This is a genomic window from Aquibium microcysteis (assembly GCF_014495845.1).
Lineage (GTDB): Bacteria > Pseudomonadota > Alphaproteobacteria > Rhizobiales > Rhizobiaceae > Aquibium > Aquibium microcysteis.
Genome location: NZ_CP061080.1, coordinates 1,122,802 through 1,142,478 on the forward strand (window position 1 = coordinate 1,122,802; position 19,677 = coordinate 1,142,478).

At 67.5% G+C, this 19,677-nt stretch carries 17 protein-coding genes; 13 read left to right on the plus strand and 4 right to left on the minus strand.

All coding sequences use genetic code 11. The features are described 5' to 3' along the window. Positions 1–674: 674 nt before the first annotated feature. The gene (locus tag IAI54_RS05015) at positions 675–1,487 is read left to right on the plus strand and encodes an RNA-dependent RNA polymerase family protein (RefSeq protein ID WP_187971305.1); all 813 of its coding nucleotides are present in this window, start codon (positions 675–677) and stop codon (positions 1,485–1,487) included. Positions 1,488–1,528: 41 nt separating this feature from the next. Continuing rightward, the gene (locus IAI54_RS05020; protein ID WP_187971306.1) at positions 1,529–1,969 is read left to right on the plus strand and encodes a hypothetical protein; all 441 of its coding nucleotides are present in this window, start codon (positions 1,529–1,531) and stop codon (positions 1,967–1,969) included. A 66-nt stretch (positions 1,970–2,035) separates the two neighbouring features. Here IAI54_RS05020 and soxG read toward each other — a convergent pair whose 3' ends face one another. From soxG to IAI54_RS05040, 4 genes are read right to left on the minus strand one after another with little or no spacing between them, the layout of a single operon-like run. Beyond that, positions 2,036–2,623 carry a sarcosine oxidase subunit gamma family protein gene (gene soxG / locus IAI54_RS05025; RefSeq protein WP_187971307.1) on the minus strand — a complete coding sequence of 196 codons (588 nt, stop codon included), beginning with the start codon at positions 2,621–2,623 and terminating at the stop codon, positions 2,036–2,038. Then, positions 2,616–5,624, minus strand: a complete 3,009-nt coding sequence (locus tag IAI54_RS05030; RefSeq protein WP_187971308.1) for a sarcosine oxidase subunit alpha family protein — start codon at positions 5,622–5,624, stop codon at positions 2,616–2,618. The genes soxG and IAI54_RS05030 overlap by 8 nt, the downstream gene beginning before the upstream one ends. Beyond that, positions 5,621–5,914 carry a sarcosine oxidase subunit delta gene (locus tag IAI54_RS05035; RefSeq protein WP_187971309.1) on the minus strand — a complete coding sequence of 98 codons (294 nt, stop codon included), beginning with the start codon at positions 5,912–5,914 and terminating at the stop codon, positions 5,621–5,623. Before IAI54_RS05035 ends, IAI54_RS05030 begins: the two co-directional genes overlap by 4 nt. A gap of 10 nt (positions 5,915–5,924) precedes the next feature. Further along, on the minus strand, positions 5,925–7,184 hold the full coding sequence (locus IAI54_RS05040) for a sarcosine oxidase subunit beta family protein (protein ID WP_187971310.1): 1,260 nt from the start codon (positions 7,182–7,184) through the stop codon (positions 5,925–5,927). A 178-nt stretch (positions 7,185–7,362) separates the two neighbouring features. On the opposite strand from IAI54_RS05040, the gene IAI54_RS05045 reads away from it, so the two are divergent. The 11 genes from IAI54_RS05045 (at position 7,363) to IAI54_RS05095 (ending at position 19,591) form a co-directional block, all read left to right on the plus strand. Next, on the plus strand, positions 7,363–9,960 hold the full coding sequence (locus IAI54_RS05045) for a mechanosensitive ion channel family protein (protein ID WP_235679257.1): 2,598 nt from the start codon (positions 7,363–7,365) through the stop codon (positions 9,958–9,960). Positions 9,961–10,068: 108 nt separating this feature from the next. Further along, a complete protein-coding gene (locus tag IAI54_RS05050; RefSeq protein WP_187971311.1) occupies positions 10,069–10,332 on the plus strand; it encodes a hypothetical protein in 264 nt (87 codons plus the stop codon). Positions 10,333–10,496: 164 nt separating this feature from the next. After that, positions 10,497–10,931 (plus strand): MerR family transcriptional regulator, encoded by a 435-nt coding sequence (locus IAI54_RS05055; protein ID WP_187971312.1) that lies wholly within the window; start codon positions 10,497–10,499, stop codon positions 10,929–10,931. Continuing rightward, positions 10,909–11,568, plus strand: coding sequence for a hypothetical protein (locus IAI54_RS05060; RefSeq protein WP_187971313.1), 660 nt, complete (start codon positions 10,909–10,911; stop codon positions 11,566–11,568). Before IAI54_RS05055 ends, IAI54_RS05060 begins: the two co-directional genes overlap by 23 nt. A gap of 189 nt (positions 11,569–11,757) precedes the next feature. Next, positions 11,758–13,200 carry a UbiA family prenyltransferase gene (locus IAI54_RS05065; RefSeq protein WP_187971314.1) on the plus strand — a complete coding sequence of 481 codons (1,443 nt, stop codon included), beginning with the start codon at positions 11,758–11,760 and terminating at the stop codon, positions 13,198–13,200. Next, positions 13,197–14,546 carry an FAD-binding oxidoreductase gene (locus IAI54_RS05070; RefSeq protein WP_187971315.1) on the plus strand — a complete coding sequence of 450 codons (1,350 nt, stop codon included), beginning with the start codon at positions 13,197–13,199 and terminating at the stop codon, positions 14,544–14,546. The genes IAI54_RS05065 and IAI54_RS05070 overlap by 4 nt, the downstream gene beginning before the upstream one ends. A 116-nt stretch (positions 14,547–14,662) precedes the next feature. Further along, on the plus strand, positions 14,663–15,097 hold the full coding sequence (locus IAI54_RS05075; protein ID WP_187971316.1) for an EamA family transporter: 435 nt from the start codon (positions 14,663–14,665) through the stop codon (positions 15,095–15,097). Next, the gene (locus IAI54_RS05080; protein WP_187971317.1) at positions 15,094–16,104 is read left to right on the plus strand and encodes an NAD-dependent epimerase/dehydratase family protein; all 1,011 of its coding nucleotides are present in this window, start codon (positions 15,094–15,096) and stop codon (positions 16,102–16,104) included. Before IAI54_RS05075 ends, IAI54_RS05080 begins: the two co-directional genes overlap by 4 nt. Positions 16,105–16,206: 102 nt before the next feature. After that, a complete protein-coding gene (locus IAI54_RS05085) occupies positions 16,207–17,589 on the plus strand; it encodes an aspartate aminotransferase family protein (protein ID WP_235679374.1) in 1,383 nt (460 codons plus the stop codon). A 38-nt stretch (positions 17,590–17,627) separates the two neighbouring features. Further along, the gene (locus IAI54_RS05090; RefSeq protein ID WP_187971319.1) at positions 17,628–18,827 is read left to right on the plus strand and encodes a glycosyltransferase family 87 protein; all 1,200 of its coding nucleotides are present in this window, start codon (positions 17,628–17,630) and stop codon (positions 18,825–18,827) included. Further along, complete coding sequence (locus tag IAI54_RS05095; protein ID WP_187971320.1) at positions 18,824–19,591, plus strand: FkbM family methyltransferase; 768 nt, start codon at positions 18,824–18,826, stop codon at positions 19,589–19,591. The genes IAI54_RS05090 and IAI54_RS05095 overlap by 4 nt, the downstream gene beginning before the upstream one ends. Positions 19,592–19,677: the final 86 nt, after the last annotated feature.

The following is a 19,677-nucleotide window of genomic DNA, read 5'->3' on the forward strand; positions in this document are numbered from 1 at the left end:
GCGCAAGCACATGAACGTGTTCGTGGAGGGCGACCGGGCGGGGCTCGAGACGCCGCTAGCGCCGGGCGCGAAGGTTCATGTGCGGACGGCGATCAGCGGGGGGTGAGGCCCTGGTGGTGAAGATCCGACGCTCGGGACCGGGACGGGGTTTGACCGGAGCCGACCCCATGGCGGCTGTTCCGGACCGAATTTACTGGTGACGGAATCCTGCCACTCGTTAAGTGCTTATAGGACGGCAGTGGGATGGCGTCGAAGACAGTCCAAACCCGGACATCGAATTGCCAAGGGCGCCATTTGCCTTCTCTCAGTGAAAACTCTCTTCCGCAGCCTTGAATGTAGCTGTCGCATTCCCCAGATGATCGTCGCCCGTGGGGATTGGCCCAGGGGTTTGGCCGTTGAACTTGTCAACCTCTTTATGGTGACCTGGCAGTAGGATGCCGAACAGCATCTCCGCTACCAGCGCCAGACTGAATGAGACACTGAGCATAGCTCGGACCTCCACGGTTACATAATACCATCTCGCGTTTCGAGACCCGTGTCTGCGAGACGTTCGGAAGTGTGACGCTGAACGTATGCGCTGGCAGAAGATGGCGTGCGTTCGGGGGACGCCCGGCCCAAAAAGCCGGAGCCCAGGGTCAGGGCCAGTCCTCCGAACTCTGCGACAGGGGGGAGTTATGTCGCTCGATTGGTTCAAGACCAGAGGCTACCGCCATTTCGATCTGCCCGTAGGCGAGAAGTTCGCCAAGAAGGTTATGGACCCGAACTTCGTTCTTCGGCACTCGTTCCTACCTCTTCTGCATTTCACGAAATCTGAGAAGCGCTATAAGAAGTGCCCGAAAACCGGGACGCGGACAATCAGCACGAAAGACCGCCCTATCAAGTATGCATCGCATCGGGACGCTTGCATCCTCTCCTATTACGCCAGCGAGATGAACAAATTGCTGGACGCCCACTACGAGTCTGCTGGTTTGTCCGATAGCGTTTTGGCCTATCGCGCGCTCGGACGCGGAAACTATGATTTCTCGGCGGAAGTGCTTTCATTTGCCAAGTCTCATGCCCCCGTGACGATACTAGCTTTCGATGTCAGCAGCTTCTTCGACAACCTCGATCATACCCTACTCAAGCGCCGCCTGAAGGTCGTGCTTGGCGTAGCGTCGCTCCCCGAAAACTGGATGCGCGTGTTTAGGGCGATCACCGCCTTCCACTATGTGGATATGGAGGATTTGAAGGCGGACCCCACGTTCTCCGCCCGCCTTAGGGAGAACAGTCGAGATCGGATCGCCAGCGTCGAAGAATTGAAGGCCAATGGCATCAAGTTCTACCCGAACCCGGAATTTGCAAAGGGACATCGGCGTGGCATCCCTCAGGGAACACCTATCAGCGCAGCCGCGTCAAACCTCTACATGATTGACTTTGATGCTAGGGCACGCGCCTACTGTGATAGCATCGGTGCGTTGTATCGCCGGTATTCGGACGATATTTGGTGATTTGCGAACCCGTTCATGCGGCGGCGGCAGAGGCCAAGATCATGGGCCTCATCAAAGCTGAGAAATTGGAGATTTCGCCGCACAAGACAGAAAGGACCGAATTCACAGGGACAGGCGCTGCGGTGGTCGGGAAAGCTGCGCAGTATCTCGGATTCGTGCTCTATGAAGCAGGACCTGCCATTCGGGAAAGCTCTCTTGCTCGCCAGTGGCGGAAGATGCGAAGGGCGATGCGCCGGACGCGCATAGTCGCCGAGCGTAGCATTGCTTCTGGAAAGTCTACCAAGGCGCACACTAAGCGCTTGTATCGCCGGTTCACCCATCTGAAGGTCCGCGACGAAGAAGGTCTCCGGGTCGTGCGCAACTTCTCCTCCTACGGACGGCGCAGTGCTGCCGTGTTCGACGTTGATGAGAAGATCACTCAGCAGATCAAGCGGTTTGAACGCGCCGCATTTCGCGAGATAGACAAACTTAAGAAGTTATGAACTGACTTTCCTGCCTCCTCTCCATTGTCATTGGGCTCGCGGCTAGCAAGCGCAGACTTCTCACCACTACCGCACCTCGCACCCCACCTCCTCGCCGGCATGGACCAGCATCGTCCAGAACGACCGCGCAAACGAGCGGAAGACGTAGAGGTCGAAGCGGTCGGGGCCGGTGCGCTGGATCTGGGCCAGCACGTCGTGGTGCTGGGTGGCGCGGCCGGCGGCGAGGGGGAAGGCGGGGAGCGAGAAGTCGACCGCGAAGAGTTTTGACAGCACCCATTCGGCCTTCGGGCCGGCGATGCGGATGGAGGTGCGGCCGTGGCTCAAGTCGGTGACGGCGCCGTCGGCCGTGGCGAGGGCTGCGCGCAGCGTCTCGGCCAGGCCCTCGACCTGGTCGACCACGAGGAATCGGCCGGGCGCGATGCCGAAGGCGGATTGCCTGCCGGTGGCAATGCCGCCGCCCGCGCCGTCGGGCAGCGTCAGGCCGGTCGCGGCCGCGATCGCCGCCATCACGGGTTTTTCGCTTCCGGGGAAGGCCGCGACCTGGACGATGGAGCCCGAGCGGGTTTCCGACAGCACCACGCCGGGCTCGCCGGCGGGGTTGCCGTGGCGGCCGGGTTTCCAGGCGCTGCCCAGCGGCGAGAGCGGCTCAACCATGCATGCGGCTCCCCTCGGGATCGAAGAAATGGTGGCTGACGACCGCGACCGGCCCGAAGCGGCCGCGCAGCGGATCGGAGACGAAGGCGCGGCTGCCGTGGCGCGCCGTGCCGCCCTTCACCAGCGCCAGCGCGATGTACTTGCCGAGCGCCGGCGAGAAGCAGACCGAGGTGACGTGGCCGATCGAGCCGGAGAGCGTCCGGTCGCCGTGCTCGACGATGTGTGCGCCGCCGTTCAGCGGCTGGCCGTCGAGCGAGACGAGGCCGACGAGGGCGATGCGGTCGTCGGCCACCAGCGCCTCGCGGTCCATCATCGCCGAGCCGACGAAGGGTTTTTTCTTCGACAGCATCCAGGAAAGGTGGAGATCCCGCGCGGTGGTGCGGCCGTCGATTTCCGCACCGGTGACGTGGCCCTTCTCGATGCGCAGCGTGCCGAGCGCCTCCAGCCCGTAGGGGACGATGCCGAAGGGCGCGCCTGCCGCCATCAGCGCGTCCCAGACGTGTTGGCCGTGGCCGGAGCCGCAATAGACCTCGTAGGCCAGTTCGCCCGAGAACGAGAGCCGGCAGATCATCACCGGCACGCCGCCGACCGCGCCATGGACGATGCCCATGAAGGGCAGGGCGTCATTGTCGACGGACGTGCCGTCCACGCAGGCGGACAGCACCGCGCGCGCCTTCGGGCCGGAGAGGGCGGCGCCCGCCCATTCGTCGGTGACGGAGGTCATGATGACCTTCAGGTCGGGCCAGACCACGTCGAGCAAATATTCGAGATGCTGCAGCACGCGGCCGGCATTGGCCGTCGTCGTCGTCATCAGGAACTCGGTCTCGGCCAGCCGCCAGGTGGTGCCGTCGTCGAAGGCGAAGCCGTCCTCGCGCAGCATCAGCCCGTAGCGCGCCTTGCCGACGGGCAGCGTGGAGAAGAGGTTGGTGTAGACGCGGTCGAGGAAGGCGGCCGCGTCCGGGCCCTGCACCATGATCTTGCCGAGCGTCGAGACGTCGACGATGCCGACGCTGTCGCGCACGGCCCTGGCCTCGCGCACATAGGCCTGCTCGACGGTCTCGCCGGGCTGGCCGTAGATCATCGGCCGGTGCCAGAGGCCGGCGGCATACATCGTCGCGCCCTGCTCGACGTGCCAGTCGTGCAGCGGCGTCAGCCGGTCGGGCTTCAGTTCGCCGAAGCGCTCGGCCGCCAGCGCGCCGATCGAGACCGGGGCGAAGGGCGGGCGGAAGCGGGTGGTGCCGACCTCGGCGACGGGAAGGCCGCGCGCGTCGGCCATGATGGCGAGGCCGGCCACGTTCGACGTCTTGCCCTGGTCGGTCGCCATGCCGAGCGTCGTGTAGCGCTTCAGGTGCTCGACGGAGACGAAGCCCTCGCGGTGGGCGAGGCGCACGTCCTCGGCGGTGACGTCGTGCTGGAAGTCGACGAAGGCCTTGGAGCCGCGGCCGTCGGCGGGGCGGATCTCGAAGACCGCGGCGGGGGCGGCGTCGAGTACAGGGGCGTCGCTGGCCGGCAGGTCGACCGGATCGGCAAGACCGTCCTCGACGGCTGCGACGGCGGCGAGGCCGTCGGCGAACGCGGCGGTCGTGGTGGCATGGCCAATGACGGCGCCGGCGCCGCTCCAGCCGGCATCGGCTTCCGCTTCGGGCGGCAGGAAGGCCTGCAGCGTCTCGTCCCATCGCGCCCTGGCGCCGGCCTGGCTGGCGAGATGGATCGCCGGCGACCAGCCGCCGGAGACGGCGAGGCCGTCGGCCTCGATCCGGCGCGGCTCGCCCGAGAGGGTCTTCGTCGCCGCATCGAAGCGCCGGACGGTGACGCCGGTCAGGCGGCGCCCGCCCGCGGTGTCGGCGACGGCATGGCCGAGCAGAAGTTCGCCGCCGGCCTGCGCGGCGAGCGCCCGCGCCTCGGCGGAGATGTCGGCGCGGACGTCGACGATGGCGGCGATCGCCGCGCCGGCGGCGCGCAGCGCGGCGGCCGCGGCATAGGCGCCGTCATTGTTGGCGAAGACGACGAAGCGTTCGGCCGGCAGAACGCCGTATTCGGCGGCGTAGCGTTGCGCGGCGGAGGCGAGCATGACGCCCGGCCGGTCGTTGCCGGGAAACACCATCGGCCGCTCGAAGGCGCCGGTGGCGAGCACGACATGGCCGGCGCGGATCACCCAGTGGCGGTGGCGCGGCGCGCCGCTCGCCTGTTCGCGCCGATGATCGCCGACGCGCTCCAGCGCGGCCAGCGTGTTGCCGTCGTAATAGCCCCAGACGGTGGTGCGCGGCAGAAGGCGGACGTTGTCCATGGAAGCGAGGGTGGCCACGGTCCCCGCCACCCAGTCGGTGGCGGCCTCGCCGTCGAGGTGTTCGCCCGACCATTTCAGCGCGCCGCCGAAGAGGGGCTCGAGGTCGGCCAGAACGACATGCCGGCCGGCCCGCGCCGCCGCCAGCGCTGCCGCGAGGCCGGCGGGTCCGCCGCCGACGACGAGGACGTCGCAGAAGGCGTTCATCTTCTCGTAGCGCGCGGTGTCCGGCGCATGGCCGGCGCGGCCGAGGCCGGCGGCGCGGCGGATGACCTCTTCGCACAGCATCCAGAAGCGGGTGCCTTTCAGCGGGCCAACGACCGGGCCCATGAAGGTCTTGTAGTAGAAGCCGGCCGAAAACAGCCGGCCGCCGAGCTGGTTCAGCGCGCCGACGTCGACGGCGAGCGAGGGGGAGCGGTTCTGGCTTTCGGCCACCAGCCCGTCGAAGATCTCGACCTGGGTCGCCGGCACGTTCGGCTCGCGCACCGCACCGCGCAGCACGGTGACCAGCGCGTTCGGCTCGTCGACGCCGGCGGCGAGGAGACCGCGCGGGCGGTGATACTTGAAGGAGCGTCCAAACAGGGTGACCCCGTTGGCGAGCAGCGCCGAGGCCAGCGTGTCGCCGGGGTGGCCGGCATAGAGCCTGCCGTCGAAGCGGAAGGAGACCGAGCGGGTGCGGTCGATCCGTCCGCCGGACGGTGCGCGGCGCGGGCTCATGCGGCCCCCCCGGAGCGGCGGCGGGCGCCGTCGGCCGCGTCGCGGGCGAAGCGGACGCTGTCGATCCGGTGCGTCAGGGTCGAGCGGACGACGATCAGATGCGACCGGCAGCCGCCGGAATGCTGCCAGTATTCGCGATGCGCGCCGGCCGTGTTGACGCGGTCGTAGACATAGGCGTTCCACGCCGCCTGGTCGGTCGAGGCGGGGTCCGGGCGGGTGCGGTTGGCGTCGCCCTGGTAGGTGAATTCGGAAACGTCGCGCGGGCCGCAACAGGGACAGGTGATCAGCATGGGCGCGGCCTCAGTGCAGCCGGGGCGTGGCGCCCTGGCCCTTCTCGTCGATGACGGCGCCGCGATGAAAACGCTCCAGCGTGAAGGCGGCGTTGAGCGGATGCGGCGCGTCGCGGGCGATGGTGTGGGCGAAGCACGAGCCCGAGGCCGGCGTCGCCTTGAAGCCGCCATAGCACCAGCCGGTGTTGAGATAGAGGCCGGGCAGTGGGCCGGCGGTGATGATCGGCGAGCCGTCCATCGACATGTCCATGATGCCGCCCCAGGAGCGCAGCAGCCGCACGCCGGCCCAGCCGGGGAAGAGCGCGGCCATCTCGCTCATCACCTCCTCGACGACGGGCAGGTTGCCGCGCTGGGCATAGGAATTGTAGCCGTCGATGTCGCCGCCGAAGACCAGCCCGCCCTTGTCGGACTGCGAGACGTAGAGATGGCCGCCGCCGAAGGTGACCACCGTGTCGATGGCGGGTTTCAGCGATTCCGACACGAAGGCCTGCAGCACGTGGCTCTCGATCGGCAGCCGGTCGATGCCGGCGAGCTTCATCACGCGGCCGGTGGAGCCGGCAACCGCAACGGCGACCTTCCTGGCGCGGATCTCGCCGCGCGTGGTCATGACCCCCGTGATGCGGTCGCCGTCGCGCAGGAAGCCGGTGACCTCGCAATTCTCCAGCATGTCGACGCCGCGCCGGTCGGCGGCGCGCGCATAGCCCCAGGCGACGGCGTCGTGGCGGGCGGTGCCCGCGCGCGGCTGCATCAGCCCGCCGACGATCGGGAAGCGGGCCTTCGCCGACACGTCGAGGCCGGGAACCTTGCGCGCGATCTCGGCAGGGTTCATCCACACCGCGTCGATGCCCTCGTGCCGCATGGCGTTGCCGCGGCGGATGTAGTCGTCCGCCTGGCCGGGCGTGTGGGCGAGATTGAGGATGCCGCGCTGCGAGAACATGACGTTGTAGTTCAGCTCGTGCGACAGGTTCTCCCACAGCTTCATCGAATGCTCGTAGAAGCCGGTGTTGGCGGGCAGGAGATAGTTGGAGCGGACGATGGTGGTGTTGCGGCCGACATTGCCGCCGCCGAGCCAGCCCTTCTCCATCACGGCGACATTGGTGATGCCGTGCTCGCTGGCGAGATAGTAGGCCGTCGCCAGCCCGTGGCCGCCGCCGCCCACGATGACGACGTCGTAGTGCGGCTTCGGATCGGGCTTGCGCCAGGCGGGCTTCCAGTCGCGGTTGCCGGAGAACGCGTTCTTCAGCAGCGCAAGGGCCGAATATTCTCTCATGTCTCTCTGTCCCCGGGCTGCCGGACACTAATGCCCGCCGCCCCCCGCGAATGCAACGATTGCGCCGCCGCCTTTCGCTGGGCCGACGCCGCAGCGCGCGGATCGGCCCGCCTTGCCGTGCGCGGGTGCGACCACTATGGATGCGACTTCATCGAGGAACCATGTGGCCATGGGGGACATGACGAAACGCTGGCTCTGGGGAATGGCGACGGCCATGCTTCTGGCCGCGGCGCCGGCCGGCCGCCCCGCGATCGCGCAGGAGGCGGAGCCCGCGCCGCTCGCGGCCCCCGCGGAGGCTGACGGACCGGCCGATGCCTCCGCGCCGGACGCGACCGCTGCGCCCGCCGCCACGGCTGGCCGGATCACGGCCGCATTGTCCGTCTACGACGAGCAGAAGCCGATCATCGACGGCGTCGCCGCCAAACTCGCGACGCTGAGCGACCGCGTCGCCCGTTTCGCCGATGACGATGCGGGGCTGGTCGAGACCCGCATCGAGCTGGAGGCGCTGGCGCGACAGGTGCTTTCGGCCGGCGTGGCGTTCCGGCCGCGTCTGCAGGAGATCAACGCCCGGCTGGAGCAGATCGGCGCGCCGCCCGGCGAAGGCCTGCCGCCCGAGCCCGAGATCACGAGCCGCGAACGCGCCGACCTGCTGCGGCAGAAGGCCGAGATCAACGCACTGATCGGCGTGGCCGAGACCCTGTCGGTGCAGATCAACCGTCTGATCGAGGAGATCGGCACCCTGCGGCGCGACCTCTTCGCGCGCACGCTGTCGAAGCGCTACGACATCGGCAGCGCCCTCAACGCGGCGACGCTGGACGATCTGCGCATCGAGATCCTGGCCCTGCAGCGGACCGTCACGGCCTGGCTCAGCTTCGTCGTCGCCTTCAAGCTGCAGTCGGTCCTTTTCGCCACGCTGCTGGCGCTCGCGGCGGCGGCGGTTCTCTCCTTCGGCGGCCGGCGCGTCTTCGGCTCGATGATGGAGGCCGTCGCGGGAGCGTCGCCGTCCTACCTGTCGCGGCTGTCGGTGGCCTTCTGGTCGACGCTGATGCCGTCGATCACGCTTCTCGTGTTCCTGTCGGCCACCTGGTACCTTTGCGACACGTTCAACATCCTGCGCATCGACATCGGCCAGATGCTGTCGTCGCTGTTCCAGGTGATCGCCATCGTCTTCTTCGTCAACCGCCTGGCGCGGGCCGCCCTCGGGCCGGACCGGCCGAACTGGCGGCTGGTGCCGGTCGACACGCTCTCGGCGCGGAGGCTCTACTGGCTGGCCTGGCTGACGGCCGTGACCACCGGTGCCGACTTCGTGCTGAACCGCGTCAATCAGGTCATGGGCTCGCCGCTGTCGCTCACCATCGCCAAGAGCCTGGTGGCGACCGTGATCGTCGGCATCCTGCTGATCCTGATCGGGCTGGTTCGGCCGGCGCAGGACGACGGCCGGCCGAGACGGCTTCATTGGATCAACTGGATCTTCCTTGCGCTCGGCGTCGGCACGATGGCGGCGGCGCTGCTCGGCTACATCGGCTTCGCCCGCTTCGTGTCGCAGCAGATCGTGGTGACGGGCGCCATCGCCTCCACGATGTATATCGGCTTCCTGTCGGCCGGCGCGATCTCGGGCGAGGGCGCCTTCGTGCGCACCGCGCTCGGCGAGGCGCTGCGCCGACGCTTCAAACTGGAGGAGGTGGCGCTCGACCAGCTTGGGCTCGCGGCCAGCATCGCCACCTACATCCTGGTCGTCTGCGTCGGTGTGCCGCTGGTGCTGCTGCAATGGGGCTTCCAGTGGGGCGACATCACCACCTGGGCGCACCGGCTTGCCACCAACATCACCATCGGCACGGTGTCCTTCTCGCTGGTCGGTATCGTCACCGGCATCGTCGTCTTCTTCGTGGGCTATTTCGTCACGCGCGGCTTCCAGGGCTGGCTCGACGGCTCGGTGCTGTCGCGCGGCAAGGTCGATGCGGGGCTGCGCAACTCGATTCGCACCGCGGTCGGCTATGCCGGCATCGCCATCGCCGCGCTCGTCGGCATCTCGGCCGCCGGGATCGACCTGTCGAACCTCGCGCTCGTGGCCGGCGCACTGTCGCTCGGCATCGGTTTCGGGCTGCAGAACGTCGTCTCGAACTTCGTCTCGGGTCTGATCCTGCTCGCCGAGCGGCCGTTCAAGGCGGGCGACTGGATCGTCGCCGGCGCCGTCACCGGCACCGTCAAGCGCATCAGCGTGCGGGCGACCGAGATCGAGACCTTCCAGCGCCAGACGGTCATCCTGCCGAATTCCGAATTGATCAATGCCGCGGTCGGCAACTGGACGCACAAGAACAAGCTCGGCCGCATCGAGATCAAGGTCGGCGTCGCCTATGGCACCGACCCGCGCAAGGTGCATGCGCTGCTGCTCGACATCGCGAAGAGCCATCCGACGGTGCTGAAGAACCCCGAACCCTTCGTCTTCTTCGCCAATTTCGGCGAATCCTCGCTGGATTTCGAGATCAGGCTGTTCCTGGCCGACATCACCAGCGGCCTGACCGTGCAGAACGACATCCGCTTCGCCATCGTCGAAGCCTTCGAGCGGGAGGGTATCGAGATCCCGTTCCCGCAGCGCGACCTCAATCTGAAGGGCGCCAATATCAACCTGGTCGCGACCCCGGCGGATGCCGCGCCCAGGCCCGCCCCGCCGCCGCCGGCAGGCGCTGCCACGGCCGAGGTGGTCGCGCTGCCCGTCACCCCGCGCCGTGGCCGCCGCAAGCGCCAGGACCCCGACGACGGCGACGAAGTGCTGTGAGGAGGCCGTTCAGTTGCCGTTCATGCGGCTTCGCCTATAGGATGGGCGTAACGGGAGCCGTCGGCTTCCACCCGACACCAGAGGCGGTGGCGACACCGGTTTCGTGACATGAAGTTCTTCCTCGGCGCGACCATTTCCCTCCTGGCGGCCTCGGCTCCGGCGCTGGCGGCGAGCGCGATCAACAACGACGCGGAGGTCCGCGTCATCGTCGTCACCGAAGGCTCCAAGCAGGAGGAGTTGGCGATCGCTCCCGGCCAGACCGTGCAGTTCTGCTTCTCGAGCTGCTTCGTCACCATGCCCGACGGCGACCGCTTCGCCCTGTCCGGCAACGAGGTCATCGAGATCTCGGGCGGCCGCGCGCGCATCAAGTAGGCGCCTCGAAGCTTGCCCGATTTCGACCAGCCGGGTGGGCGGCGCTTCCGCGGAACGGTCTCTGCTCCATTTTCAGCTTCGCCCAGCACGCCCGGCATCCCGGTGCTCCAAGCAATTGACCTCGCGATCCGTTACACTTATTTCAGATGATGCGAGGTGATCGGATGGATACCCCACATCTGAATTTCGAGAGCTTTGACGGCAGACTTCGGCGCGCCGCGGAGGACGCACTGGGTTCGCTGCGCGAACTCGGCGGAACGAGGAAACCCGTCCCGGTGACACTCGACCCACAGATCGCCGCGGCGCTGGCCCGGTTTCTCGATGCCGCCCTCGAGAGAGGAGGAGTGGCTTACGGGCCGCTCGGGACTGAACTGTCGCCAAGCCAGGCCGGCAAGATCCTTGGCCTGTCGCGCCCCCTCGTCGTCCGCCGGATGGAAGACGGCCGGCTGCCGTTCCATTACGTCGGTACGCACAGGCGATGCACGCTCGGGGACGTTCTTGGGCTCAAGGCCAGGGAAGACGAGCGGAATCGGCTGATGGGCGAAATCTATCAGGACTTCGAGGAGATTGGAGACATTGATTCAGAACCGTCGCCTTGAAGGCTTGCCGACGGTTCTGGCGGATGCCAACGTCCTGTTCTCCCAGGAACAGCGAAACCTCCTCATGACGCTGGCCGTCGAGGGTCTTTTCCGTCTGCATCGGACAAGGGAGATCGAGGACGAGTGGGTTCGCAACCGTGCCAGGCACCTCCTGAAGGCGGGAAAAGACGGGATGGCTCCGCTGCGTACGGCCGAGAAGATGCGGAAGGCGATACCGGATTTCGATCCCGGCCATTGGCAGCGTCATCTGGATGACACCGGTCGCACCAACTCCGGGGATCGGCATGTGGCAGCGGCGGCAATCGCCTGTGCACCTTCGCACCTTCTCACATGGAACCTGAGGGACTTCGATGCGGAGAGTTTGAAATCTCATGGGGTCCTGATCCGCACCCCTGACGACTTCCTCTGCGATGTCTATGACGGCAGTCCGGTCATCACCTGCGAAGCATCGCGGCTCGCCTATGGTTTTGCCCGATCCGTTACCGGGCGCGTCCCGACATGGCCTGGCTATCTCGAGAAGATTGCCGGTTCCGGGCTCCCGCGGTTTGCGGAGCGGTTGGCGGGTCATGATGGGGATGGGACCCTGGATGATCTGTCGCACGTACTACACGACGACGAAGCATCGAGCGATGCCTGACGAAGACTGCGACAGATGTCCGGCCTTTTCGCTATCGCGTCAACCCGCGATTAAGCCTCGCAGCGGAAATGCCGCCCCGAAACGCCGCGGTGCTGGCACTGTTGAACCTTCCGTAGGTGCTTCTCCCTAGAACGTCCGGCATGGGCGCCGGGGGACAGTCGCGCCCGGGATACGGGAAGGTGACTTGGCATGGATGCTCGGTCGGAACAAACGGCAATACCGCTCGCCGTCGACCTCGACGGGACGCTGATCAGGACGGACCTCTTGTGGGAGGGGCTTTTCCTTCTCCTGAAGCGGAATCCGCTCTATCTCTTCATGGTCCCGGTCTGGCTGGCATCGGGTCCGGCGCGGCTGAAGATGGAGATCGCCGCGCGGGTCGACCTCGACGTCGAGTCGCTGCCCTACCGCGAGGCGGTGGTGGCACGCCTCTCCGCCGAGAAGGCGGCCGGCCGCACCATCATTCTGGCCACCGGCACGCCGCGCAAGTTCGCCGAGGCCATCGCGGCGCATCTGGGCGTCTTCGACGCGGTGATCGCCACCGACGATCCGCGCCACAACCTCACCTCCGGCCGAAAGCGCACCCGGCTGATGAACATGTTCGGCGACGGCGGCTTCGACTATGCCGGCAACAGCCGGCACGACCTGCAGGTGTTCGACGCCGCCCGCGCCGCGATCGTGGTGGCGCCGGACCGTCATGCGGCGCGCTGGCAGGCCGAGCATGGCTGCGAACTCGTGCCCGGCACGCGCCCGACGGCACGATCCGTGCTGCGGATGCTGCGCGCCCACCAGTGGCTGAAGAACAGCCTGATCGCGGTGCCTCTGGTGCTGGCGCACGAATACATGAACCTGTCGATGATCGCGGCCTGCTTGCTCGCCTTCGTGTCGTTCAGCGCGGCCGCGTCGGCGATCTACATCGTCAACGACTTCACCGACCTCGCCGCCGACCGCCGCCACGCCACCAAGCGGCGGCGGCCCTTCGCCAGCGCCGACCTCACCATTCCCTTCGGCCTCGGCTCGATCGGCGTGCTGATGGCCGTCAGCATCGCTGCAGCCGCCTTCCTGCCGCCGCTGTTCTGGATGGTGCTCGCCGGCTACCTCGCCGTCACCACCGCCTATTCCTTCGGGCTGAAGCGCATGCTGCTGGTCGACGTGTTCACGCTGGCCGGCCTCTACACGATGCGCATCATCGCCGGCGCGATGGCGACCGGCACCGAGGTGTCGTTCTGGCTGCTCGCCTTCTCCCTCTTCTTCTTCCTGTCGCTGGCGCTGGTGAAGCGCTTCGTCGAACTGGACGGAACGGAGCTGTCGCGCGGCGCGCGGCTGGCCGGCCGCGGCTACCGGCCCGAGGACATCGACATCGTCGCCCAGGCCGGCGTCGCCTCCGCCTTCGCCTCCGCGCTGGTGCTGGCGCTCTACATCGACAGCGTCAGCGTCAAGGAGCTCTACCCGCATCCCTGGATGATCTGGCCGCTGGCGCCGATCGTGCTCTATCTGACGCTGCGGATCTGGGTGCTGGCGCGCCGCGGCGAGATGCATGACGATCCGATCGTCTTCATCGCCACCGACTGGCGCAGCCAGATGGTCTCGGCGCTCGGCGGCGTCCTCCTCGTGACGGCCGCGGTGGCGGCATGACCGACGGGCTCGAGAGTTTCGGCCGGGTCTTCCGCGGCCAGGCGCGCGTGCTGACGCCCGTCCAGGCGGTGACGCTGCTGGAGAGCGGGCGCGCGGCGCCGGGCAGCCTGCTCGGCTACGGCAACGGCCGCAGCTATGGCGACAGCTGCCTGAACGGCGGCGGCGCGCTGATCGACATGCGCGGCGCCGGCCGCATCCTGTCCTTCGATCCCGAGACCGGGATTTTGACGGCCGAGGCCGGCGCTTTCCTCGGCGACATCATCGCGCGGGTGGCCCGCCATGGCTGGTTCCCGCCGGTGGTGCCGGGAACGCAGCACGTGACGCTGGGCGGGGCGATCGCCAACGACGTGCACGGCAAGAACCACCACCGGCGCGGCAGCTTCGGCGCGCATGTCCTGTCGCTGACGCTGCTGCGCTCCGACGGGCGCACCACCATCTGCAGCGCCGACAGCCGGCCCGACCTGTTCCGCGCCACGATCGCCGGGATGGGGCTGACGGGGCTGATCCTGAAGGCGACGCTCCGCCTGATGCGGGTGGGCTCGCCGCATGTCGTGCAGACCGTGCGGCCCTTCGGCAGCCTGCGCGACTATTTCGACCTCGCCGAGGAGGCCGACCTGCGCAACGAATACGCCGTTGCCTGGATCGACCAGCTGGCGGGCGGCCGGGCGGCCGGACGCGGGCTGCTGCTGGCCGGCAACCACGCCGACACGTCCGAAGGCGCCGACATCGACATGAAGCCCGGCCGGCTGTCGGTGCCGGTGCAGCCGCCTTTCACGGTGCTGAACCGGCCTTTCCTGCGGCTCTTCAACGCCGCCTACCGCTGGAAGAACGGCAGCCGCAGCGAAGCGGAATGCGTCCCGGCGAAGAGCTTCTTCTTTCCGCTCGACGGGGTCGCGAACTGGAACCGGCTCTACGGTCCGGGCGGGCTGTTCCAGCACCAGTCGGTGGTGCCGGCGGCCGCCGCGCGGGTGGCGGTGCCGGCCATGCTGGACCTCGCGCGCCGGCGGGGGCAGGGCTCCTTCCTGACCGTCCTGAAGCGGTTCGGCGACCGGCCGTCGCCCGGCATCCTGTCGTTTCCGCGCGCCGGCTACACGCTGACGCTGGACTTTCCCAACCGCGGGCTCGCGACGCGGCTGATGCTGGCCGAGCTCGACCGGATCGCCGTCGAAGCCGGCGGCGCCGTCAATCCCTACAAGGACGCGCGCATGCCGGCGGATGTCTTCGAGGCGTCGTTCCCCGACTGGCGGATGCTGGAAGACCTGCGCGACCCCGCCTTCGTCTCCGATTTCTGGCGCCGCACCGCGCTGACGCTGGACCACGGGGCGCGGGCGATCGCGGCCGAGTAGACGGCCGCTGCGCGATGGTTGCGGAAGCATGAACCCGTTCGGTGCGAATTGCGGCCTTCCCCTTCACCGACGGTTTTTCTCTGTTTGCTAATGAAGGCGCGAGGAGACACGGCCCCATGAAATACATCGTCTTCATCCTGTTCACGGTGATGACCAACGCCGCCGCGCAGCTGATGCTGAAGTACGGCATGATGTCGATGGGGCCGCTGTCCTTTGCCGGCGTCAACCCCGTGCTGAAGATCCTGCAGATCGTGTTCAGTCCGTGGATCTTCTTCGGGCTCAGCGTCTTCGTGATCTCGATGGCGTCGCATCTCTACGTCCTGTCGAAGGTGGATCTCTCCTTCGCCTACCCCTTCCTGAGCCTCGCCTACGTCGCCGTCGCGATATTCGCCTATTTCGTCTTCCGCGAGGATCTGAACGCCTGGCGCGTCGCGGGGATCGGCTTCATCTGCCTCGGCACCATCCTGATCGCGCAGAGCGACCGCGGCCACGACGCCGCTGGCACGGATCTTGCCGGAGTTTCCATGCACAAGAGCGGGATGTCCCAATGAGACACATCATCTTCGGCGGCGACGGCTTCGTCGGACGCCATCTTGCCCCGAAACTGGTCGCCGATGGCCACGAGGTCGTGGTCGCCGACGTCACCAGAAGCGAGCTGCCGCACTACGCGACCGTGCGCTTCGCCCATTGCGACGTGACCGACAAGGCGTCGGTGCGGGCGCTGGGGATCGAGGCCGGCGACATGGTCTACAACCTCTCGGCCAAGATGCTGTCGCCGATCCAGGTGCGGGCGAAGCGCCACGACTTCTTCTGGCCCGTGAACTTCCACGGCACGGAGAACATCATCCAGGCGATGGACGAGGCCGGCGCGAAGAACCTCGTCCACTTCACCACCGACATGATCTACGGCCACACGGTGCAGTACCCGATGACCGAGGACCATCCGGTCGCGCCGCTCGGCGAATACGGGCTGTCGAAGCTGAAGACCGAGGAACTCGCCGCCGAATGGCGCAAGCGCGGCATGAACATCACGCTGTTCCGTCCGCGCCTGATCATCGGGCCGGGCCGGCTCGGCATCCTGTCGAAGCTGTTCAGGCTGATCGACTGGAACCTGCCGGTGCCGATGATCGGCTCGGGGAAGAACCCCTACCAGTTCATCTCCGTCTTCGACTGCGCCGAAGCGGCAAGGCTGGCCTTCAAGGCCGGGGTGCCGAACGAGGCCTACAATCTCGGCTCGCTGAACCCGCCCTCGGTGCGCAAGCTGCTCGGCGACCTGATCGCCCATGCCGGCTCGCGCTCGATCCTGATCCCGACCCCGGGCTGGGCCGTGAAGCGCACCCTCGACCTGCTCGATCTCATGAACATGCCGATCATGGACCCCGAGCAGTACCTGATCGCCGACGAGGACTGCCTGCTCGACGTGTCCAAGGGCAGGCGCGACCTCGGCTGGGTGCCGCAGTACCGCGACGAGGACATGCTGATCGCCGCCTATTCCGAGTATCGCGCCAGGATCGGCGGGGCGCCTGCGCCCGCCGTCGCGCATGCCCCGGCCGAGTGAGGGAGAGACCCGATGACCGTCATGACCAGACCCGACCTGACCGACGCCCGCGCCGTGATCGGCGCTCCCGAGCTGGCACCGACCCGGACGCCGAAGCCGCCGATGCTCTCGGTGGAGGATGCCAAGGCGCTCGACGTGGCGCGCATGACCGACCTGTTCAAGGCGCACCTCAACCCCGGCCAGCTGCATTTCATGAAGCTGCTCGGCTTCCACAAGGTGAAGATCGAGCGCGCCGAGGGCATGTATTACATCGACCAGAACGGCCGGAAGATCCTCGACTTCTTCGGCGGCTTCGGGTCGCTGGCCTTCGGCCACAACCATCCTCGCATCCTCGAGGCGCGCAGGCGCTTCCAGGAGGAGAAGCGGCACGAGATCGCCATCGCCTTCATGTCGCAATATGCGTCGGCGCTGGCCCACAACATCGCCGCCTGTTCGCCGGGCGACCTCGACATGGTGTTCCTCGGCTCCTCGGGCTCCGAGGCCATGGAGGCCGCCATCAAGGTGGCCGAGCGCGCCGCCGGACCGAAGCGGCCGAAGGTCGTCTATGCGGAGAACTCCTTCCACGGCAAGACCAAGGGCGTCCTGTCGATCACCGACGGCCAGCTCTACCGCGGCGAGTTCAGGCTCGTCGACAACACCGTGCGCGTGCCCTTCGGCGACATCGAGGCGATCGAGCGCGCCTTCCGGGCCGATCCCGAGATCGGCGTGATCGTGCTGGAGACGGTGCAGGGCGGCGGCGGCATCATCCAGGCGCAGACGGAGTTCTGGCAGAAACTGCGCAGGCTCTGCGACCAGTACGGGGTGCTGTGGGTGGCCGACGAGGTGCAGTGCGGGCTCGGCCGCACCGGCCGCTTCTACGCCTTCGAACATCATGGCGTGGTGCCGGACGTGACCGCGCTCGCCAAGTCGCTCGGCGGCGGCAAGACGGCGATGGCGGCCATGATCGCCCGCCGCGAGGTCTACATGAAGGCCTACGGCACGCCGAAGACGGCGATGATCCACGCCGCCGCCACCTTCGGCGGCATCGGCGAGGCCTGCATCACCTCCATCGAGGCGCTCAACGTGCTCTACGACGAGGGGCTGATCGACAACGCCGCCGACACCGGCGACTACCTGATCGAGCGGCTGCAGGCGATCGCCCGCAAGCATCCGAGCATCGTCAAGGAGGTGCGCGGCAAGGGCTTCATGGTGGGGCTCGAGTTCCACGACTTCTCGCAGACCCTGCCGATGGTGCTGCGCCCGGTCGTGGCGATGCTGGACGAGAAGCTGAAGGGCTCGCTGTCGGGCTTCATCGGCGCGCTGCTCCTGCGCGACTACGGCGTGCTGGTGGCCTTCACCGAATACAATCGCAACGTCATCCGGCTGGAGCCGCCGCTGATCTGCGAGCGCCAGCATGTCGACCAGTTCTGCGACGCTCTCGACGGCCTCCTGTCACGCGGCATCGTCGGTATCGTCAAGGACTTCGTGAAGAGCCAGGTGAGCTGAGCGGAACGCTTGCACGGGACAGAGAGGGGAACGGGCACATGCAAACAGTGAGTCGGACGCCGATGGACTGGGCGTTGAACGCCCCCGTCGCGGCAAGGGCCGCCTCGGTGCTGACCGGCCGGACGCTGCTCGACCGCGCAGCCGCGGCCTTCTTCGCCGCGACGATCCTGATCATCGCGCTCTACACCTGGGTGCGGCCGGACTACAACTGGGACATGGTCGCCTATGTGGCGACCGCGCTGGAGAACCGGATCGAGGATCCCGCCGAGCTGCACCGCGAGACCTGGGCGCAGATCTCGCCCGGCGCACGGCCGGCGCAGCTCTACGAGATCCAGCAGGGCAATCCCTACAACGTCCACCAGTGGAACAACCCGGTCGACTTCGAGTCGCAGCTGTCGATGTATCGGGTCAAGGTGGCCTATGTCTCCGCCCTGCGCGCGCTGGAGCCGGTGTTCGGCCTCGTCGGGGGTGCCCTGTTCGTGTCGATCGCCTCCCTCGTCGGCATCGGCGCGCTGGCGCTCCGCTGGCTCGGGGAGGAACGGGCGCTGCAGTCGGCCTTCGTGCTCGCGCCGGTGCTGGTGATCGCCGACCTGACGCACATGTCGACGGCGATCACGCCCGACATCCTGATGGCCCTGATCTCGCTGCTGGCGATCCACTGGCTCATGAAGGGTCGCGACTGGGCCGCCGGTGCGGCGCTTCTGCTGTCGGTCCTGGTGCGGCCCGACAACATCATCCTCGTCTTCGCGCTGCTCATCGCGGCGGTCGCCTTCGGATGGCGCAAGCTGCCGATGGCCGTCACCTTCGCCGCCTCGTTCGTCGCCTGCCTGCTGGTGTCGAAGCTCGGCGGGCATCCCGGCTGGTGGGCGCATTTCTACTTCTCCTGCGTCCAGATCCAGAACTCGATGATCGGCTTCCAGCCCGACTTCTCGCTGTTCGATTTCGCCCATGGCTATGTCCGCGGCGTTCTGGTCTCGCTGCTCGACAATGACTGGCCGGCGCTGCTGGCGCTCTTCCTGGCGGGATGGGTGCTGCTCGCCCGTGCCGGCCGGATGGGGACGGGCCGGGAGAACGCGCTGATGTTCGCGCTCGCCATCGGCACGCTCGGCAAGTTCGCGAGCTTTCCGCTGCCCGACGACCGCTTCTATTTCGCCTTCATGGCGGGCATGGCCATCATTCTGGCCACCCGCTGGAACCCGAGGTTCGACCGCCTGGTCGCGAAGGAGACGACGTCATGACCAGCTTGCGGGAGACACTGGGTGCGGCCGCGCGGCGCGCGGTGGCGCGGGGGCTGCCGTCGGCGATCCTCGACCGGGCACCGGCGCTGCGCGGGACGAAATTCCTCGCCGAGGCTGCCCGCCGGGCCGGCCGGCGCGGCGCGAAGCCCTTCCAGATGGTCAATGTCGGCGCCTGCGACGGGGCGCTGTTCGACGACGTGACGCCCTGGCTGCACCGCATTCCCGGCGCCCGCGCCGTGCTGGTGGAGCCCATCCCCTACAACCAGGCGCGGCTCCGGGCGAACTATCCCGATGCCGGCCGCTTCGTCATCGAGCCGGTCGCGATCACCCGCGAAAGCGGCACGATCTCGGTGAGGACCTTCGACGCGACGGCGCTCGAGTCCGGCAAGCTGCCGATCGAGTTCATCGGCTGCTCGTCGGTCACCGACACCAACCTGATGTCGGGCGTGAACGCCTGGGGCGAGGCCGATGCCAATTTCGACCGCTTCCGGCCCTATCTGAAGGACATCGAGGTGCCGTCCGAGACGCTCCAGGCGGTGCTCGACCGCAACGGCATCGACCACATCGACGCCTTCCTTGTCGATTGCGAGGGCGCGGACTGGACGGTGTTCGACCAGCTCGACATCGCCCGCTACCGACCCGGCATGATCAAGATCGAGATCGGCGCGCTGCGGCCCGACGAGATCGGCCAGGTGCTGGTGAAGCTGAAGACTGCCGGCTATCACGTCGGCCTCTATGCCGAGGACGTCTGGGCCTTCGCCTGACGTCCCCGGGCGGCCCCGCCGGCTGCGGGTCCGCCCTCGCCGACGCAGGTCGCGCCGCTCGTTGCCGATGTCGCAAACAGGCTGCG

Bases quoted from the DNA above. Each gene is read 5' to 3' on its own strand.
- IAI54_RS05015 (WP_187971305.1), top strand. From the start codon at position 675: ATGTCGCTCGATTGGTTCAAGACCAGAGGCTACCGCCATTTCGATCTG.
- IAI54_RS05020 (WP_187971306.1), top strand. From the start codon at position 1,529: ATGGGCCTCATCAAAGCTGAGAAATTGGAGATTTCGCCGCACAAGACA.
- soxG (WP_187971307.1), bottom strand. From the start codon at position 2,623: ATGGTTGAGCCGCTCTCGCCGCTGGGCAGCGCCTGGAAACCCGGCCGC.
- IAI54_RS05030 (WP_187971308.1), bottom strand. From the start codon at position 5,624: ATGAGCCCGCGCCGCGCACCGTCCGGCGGACGGATCGACCGCACCCGC.
- IAI54_RS05035 (WP_187971309.1), bottom strand. From the start codon at position 5,914: ATGCTGATCACCTGTCCCTGTTGCGGCCCGCGCGACGTTTCCGAATTC.
- IAI54_RS05040 (WP_187971310.1), bottom strand. From the start codon at position 7,184: ATGAGAGAATATTCGGCCCTTGCGCTGCTGAAGAACGCGTTCTCCGGC.
- IAI54_RS05045 (WP_235679257.1), top strand. From the start codon at position 7,363: ATGACGAAACGCTGGCTCTGGGGAATGGCGACGGCCATGCTTCTGGCC.
- IAI54_RS05050 (WP_187971311.1), top strand. From the start codon at position 10,069: ATGAAGTTCTTCCTCGGCGCGACCATTTCCCTCCTGGCGGCCTCGGCT.
- IAI54_RS05055 (WP_187971312.1), top strand. From the start codon at position 10,497: ATGGATACCCCACATCTGAATTTCGAGAGCTTTGACGGCAGACTTCGG.
- IAI54_RS05065 (WP_187971314.1), top strand. From the start codon at position 11,758: ATGGATGCTCGGTCGGAACAAACGGCAATACCGCTCGCCGTCGACCTC.
- IAI54_RS05070 (WP_187971315.1), top strand. From the start codon at position 13,197: ATGACCGACGGGCTCGAGAGTTTCGGCCGGGTCTTCCGCGGCCAGGCG.
- IAI54_RS05075 (WP_187971316.1), top strand. From the start codon at position 14,663: ATGAAATACATCGTCTTCATCCTGTTCACGGTGATGACCAACGCCGCC.
- IAI54_RS05080 (WP_187971317.1), top strand. From the start codon at position 15,094: ATGAGACACATCATCTTCGGCGGCGACGGCTTCGTCGGACGCCATCTT.
- IAI54_RS05085 (WP_235679374.1), top strand. From the start codon at position 16,207: ATGCTCTCGGTGGAGGATGCCAAGGCGCTCGACGTGGCGCGCATGACC.
- IAI54_RS05090 (WP_187971319.1), top strand. From the start codon at position 17,628: ATGCAAACAGTGAGTCGGACGCCGATGGACTGGGCGTTGAACGCCCCC.
- IAI54_RS05095 (WP_187971320.1), top strand. From the start codon at position 18,824: ATGACCAGCTTGCGGGAGACACTGGGTGCGGCCGCGCGGCGCGCGGTG.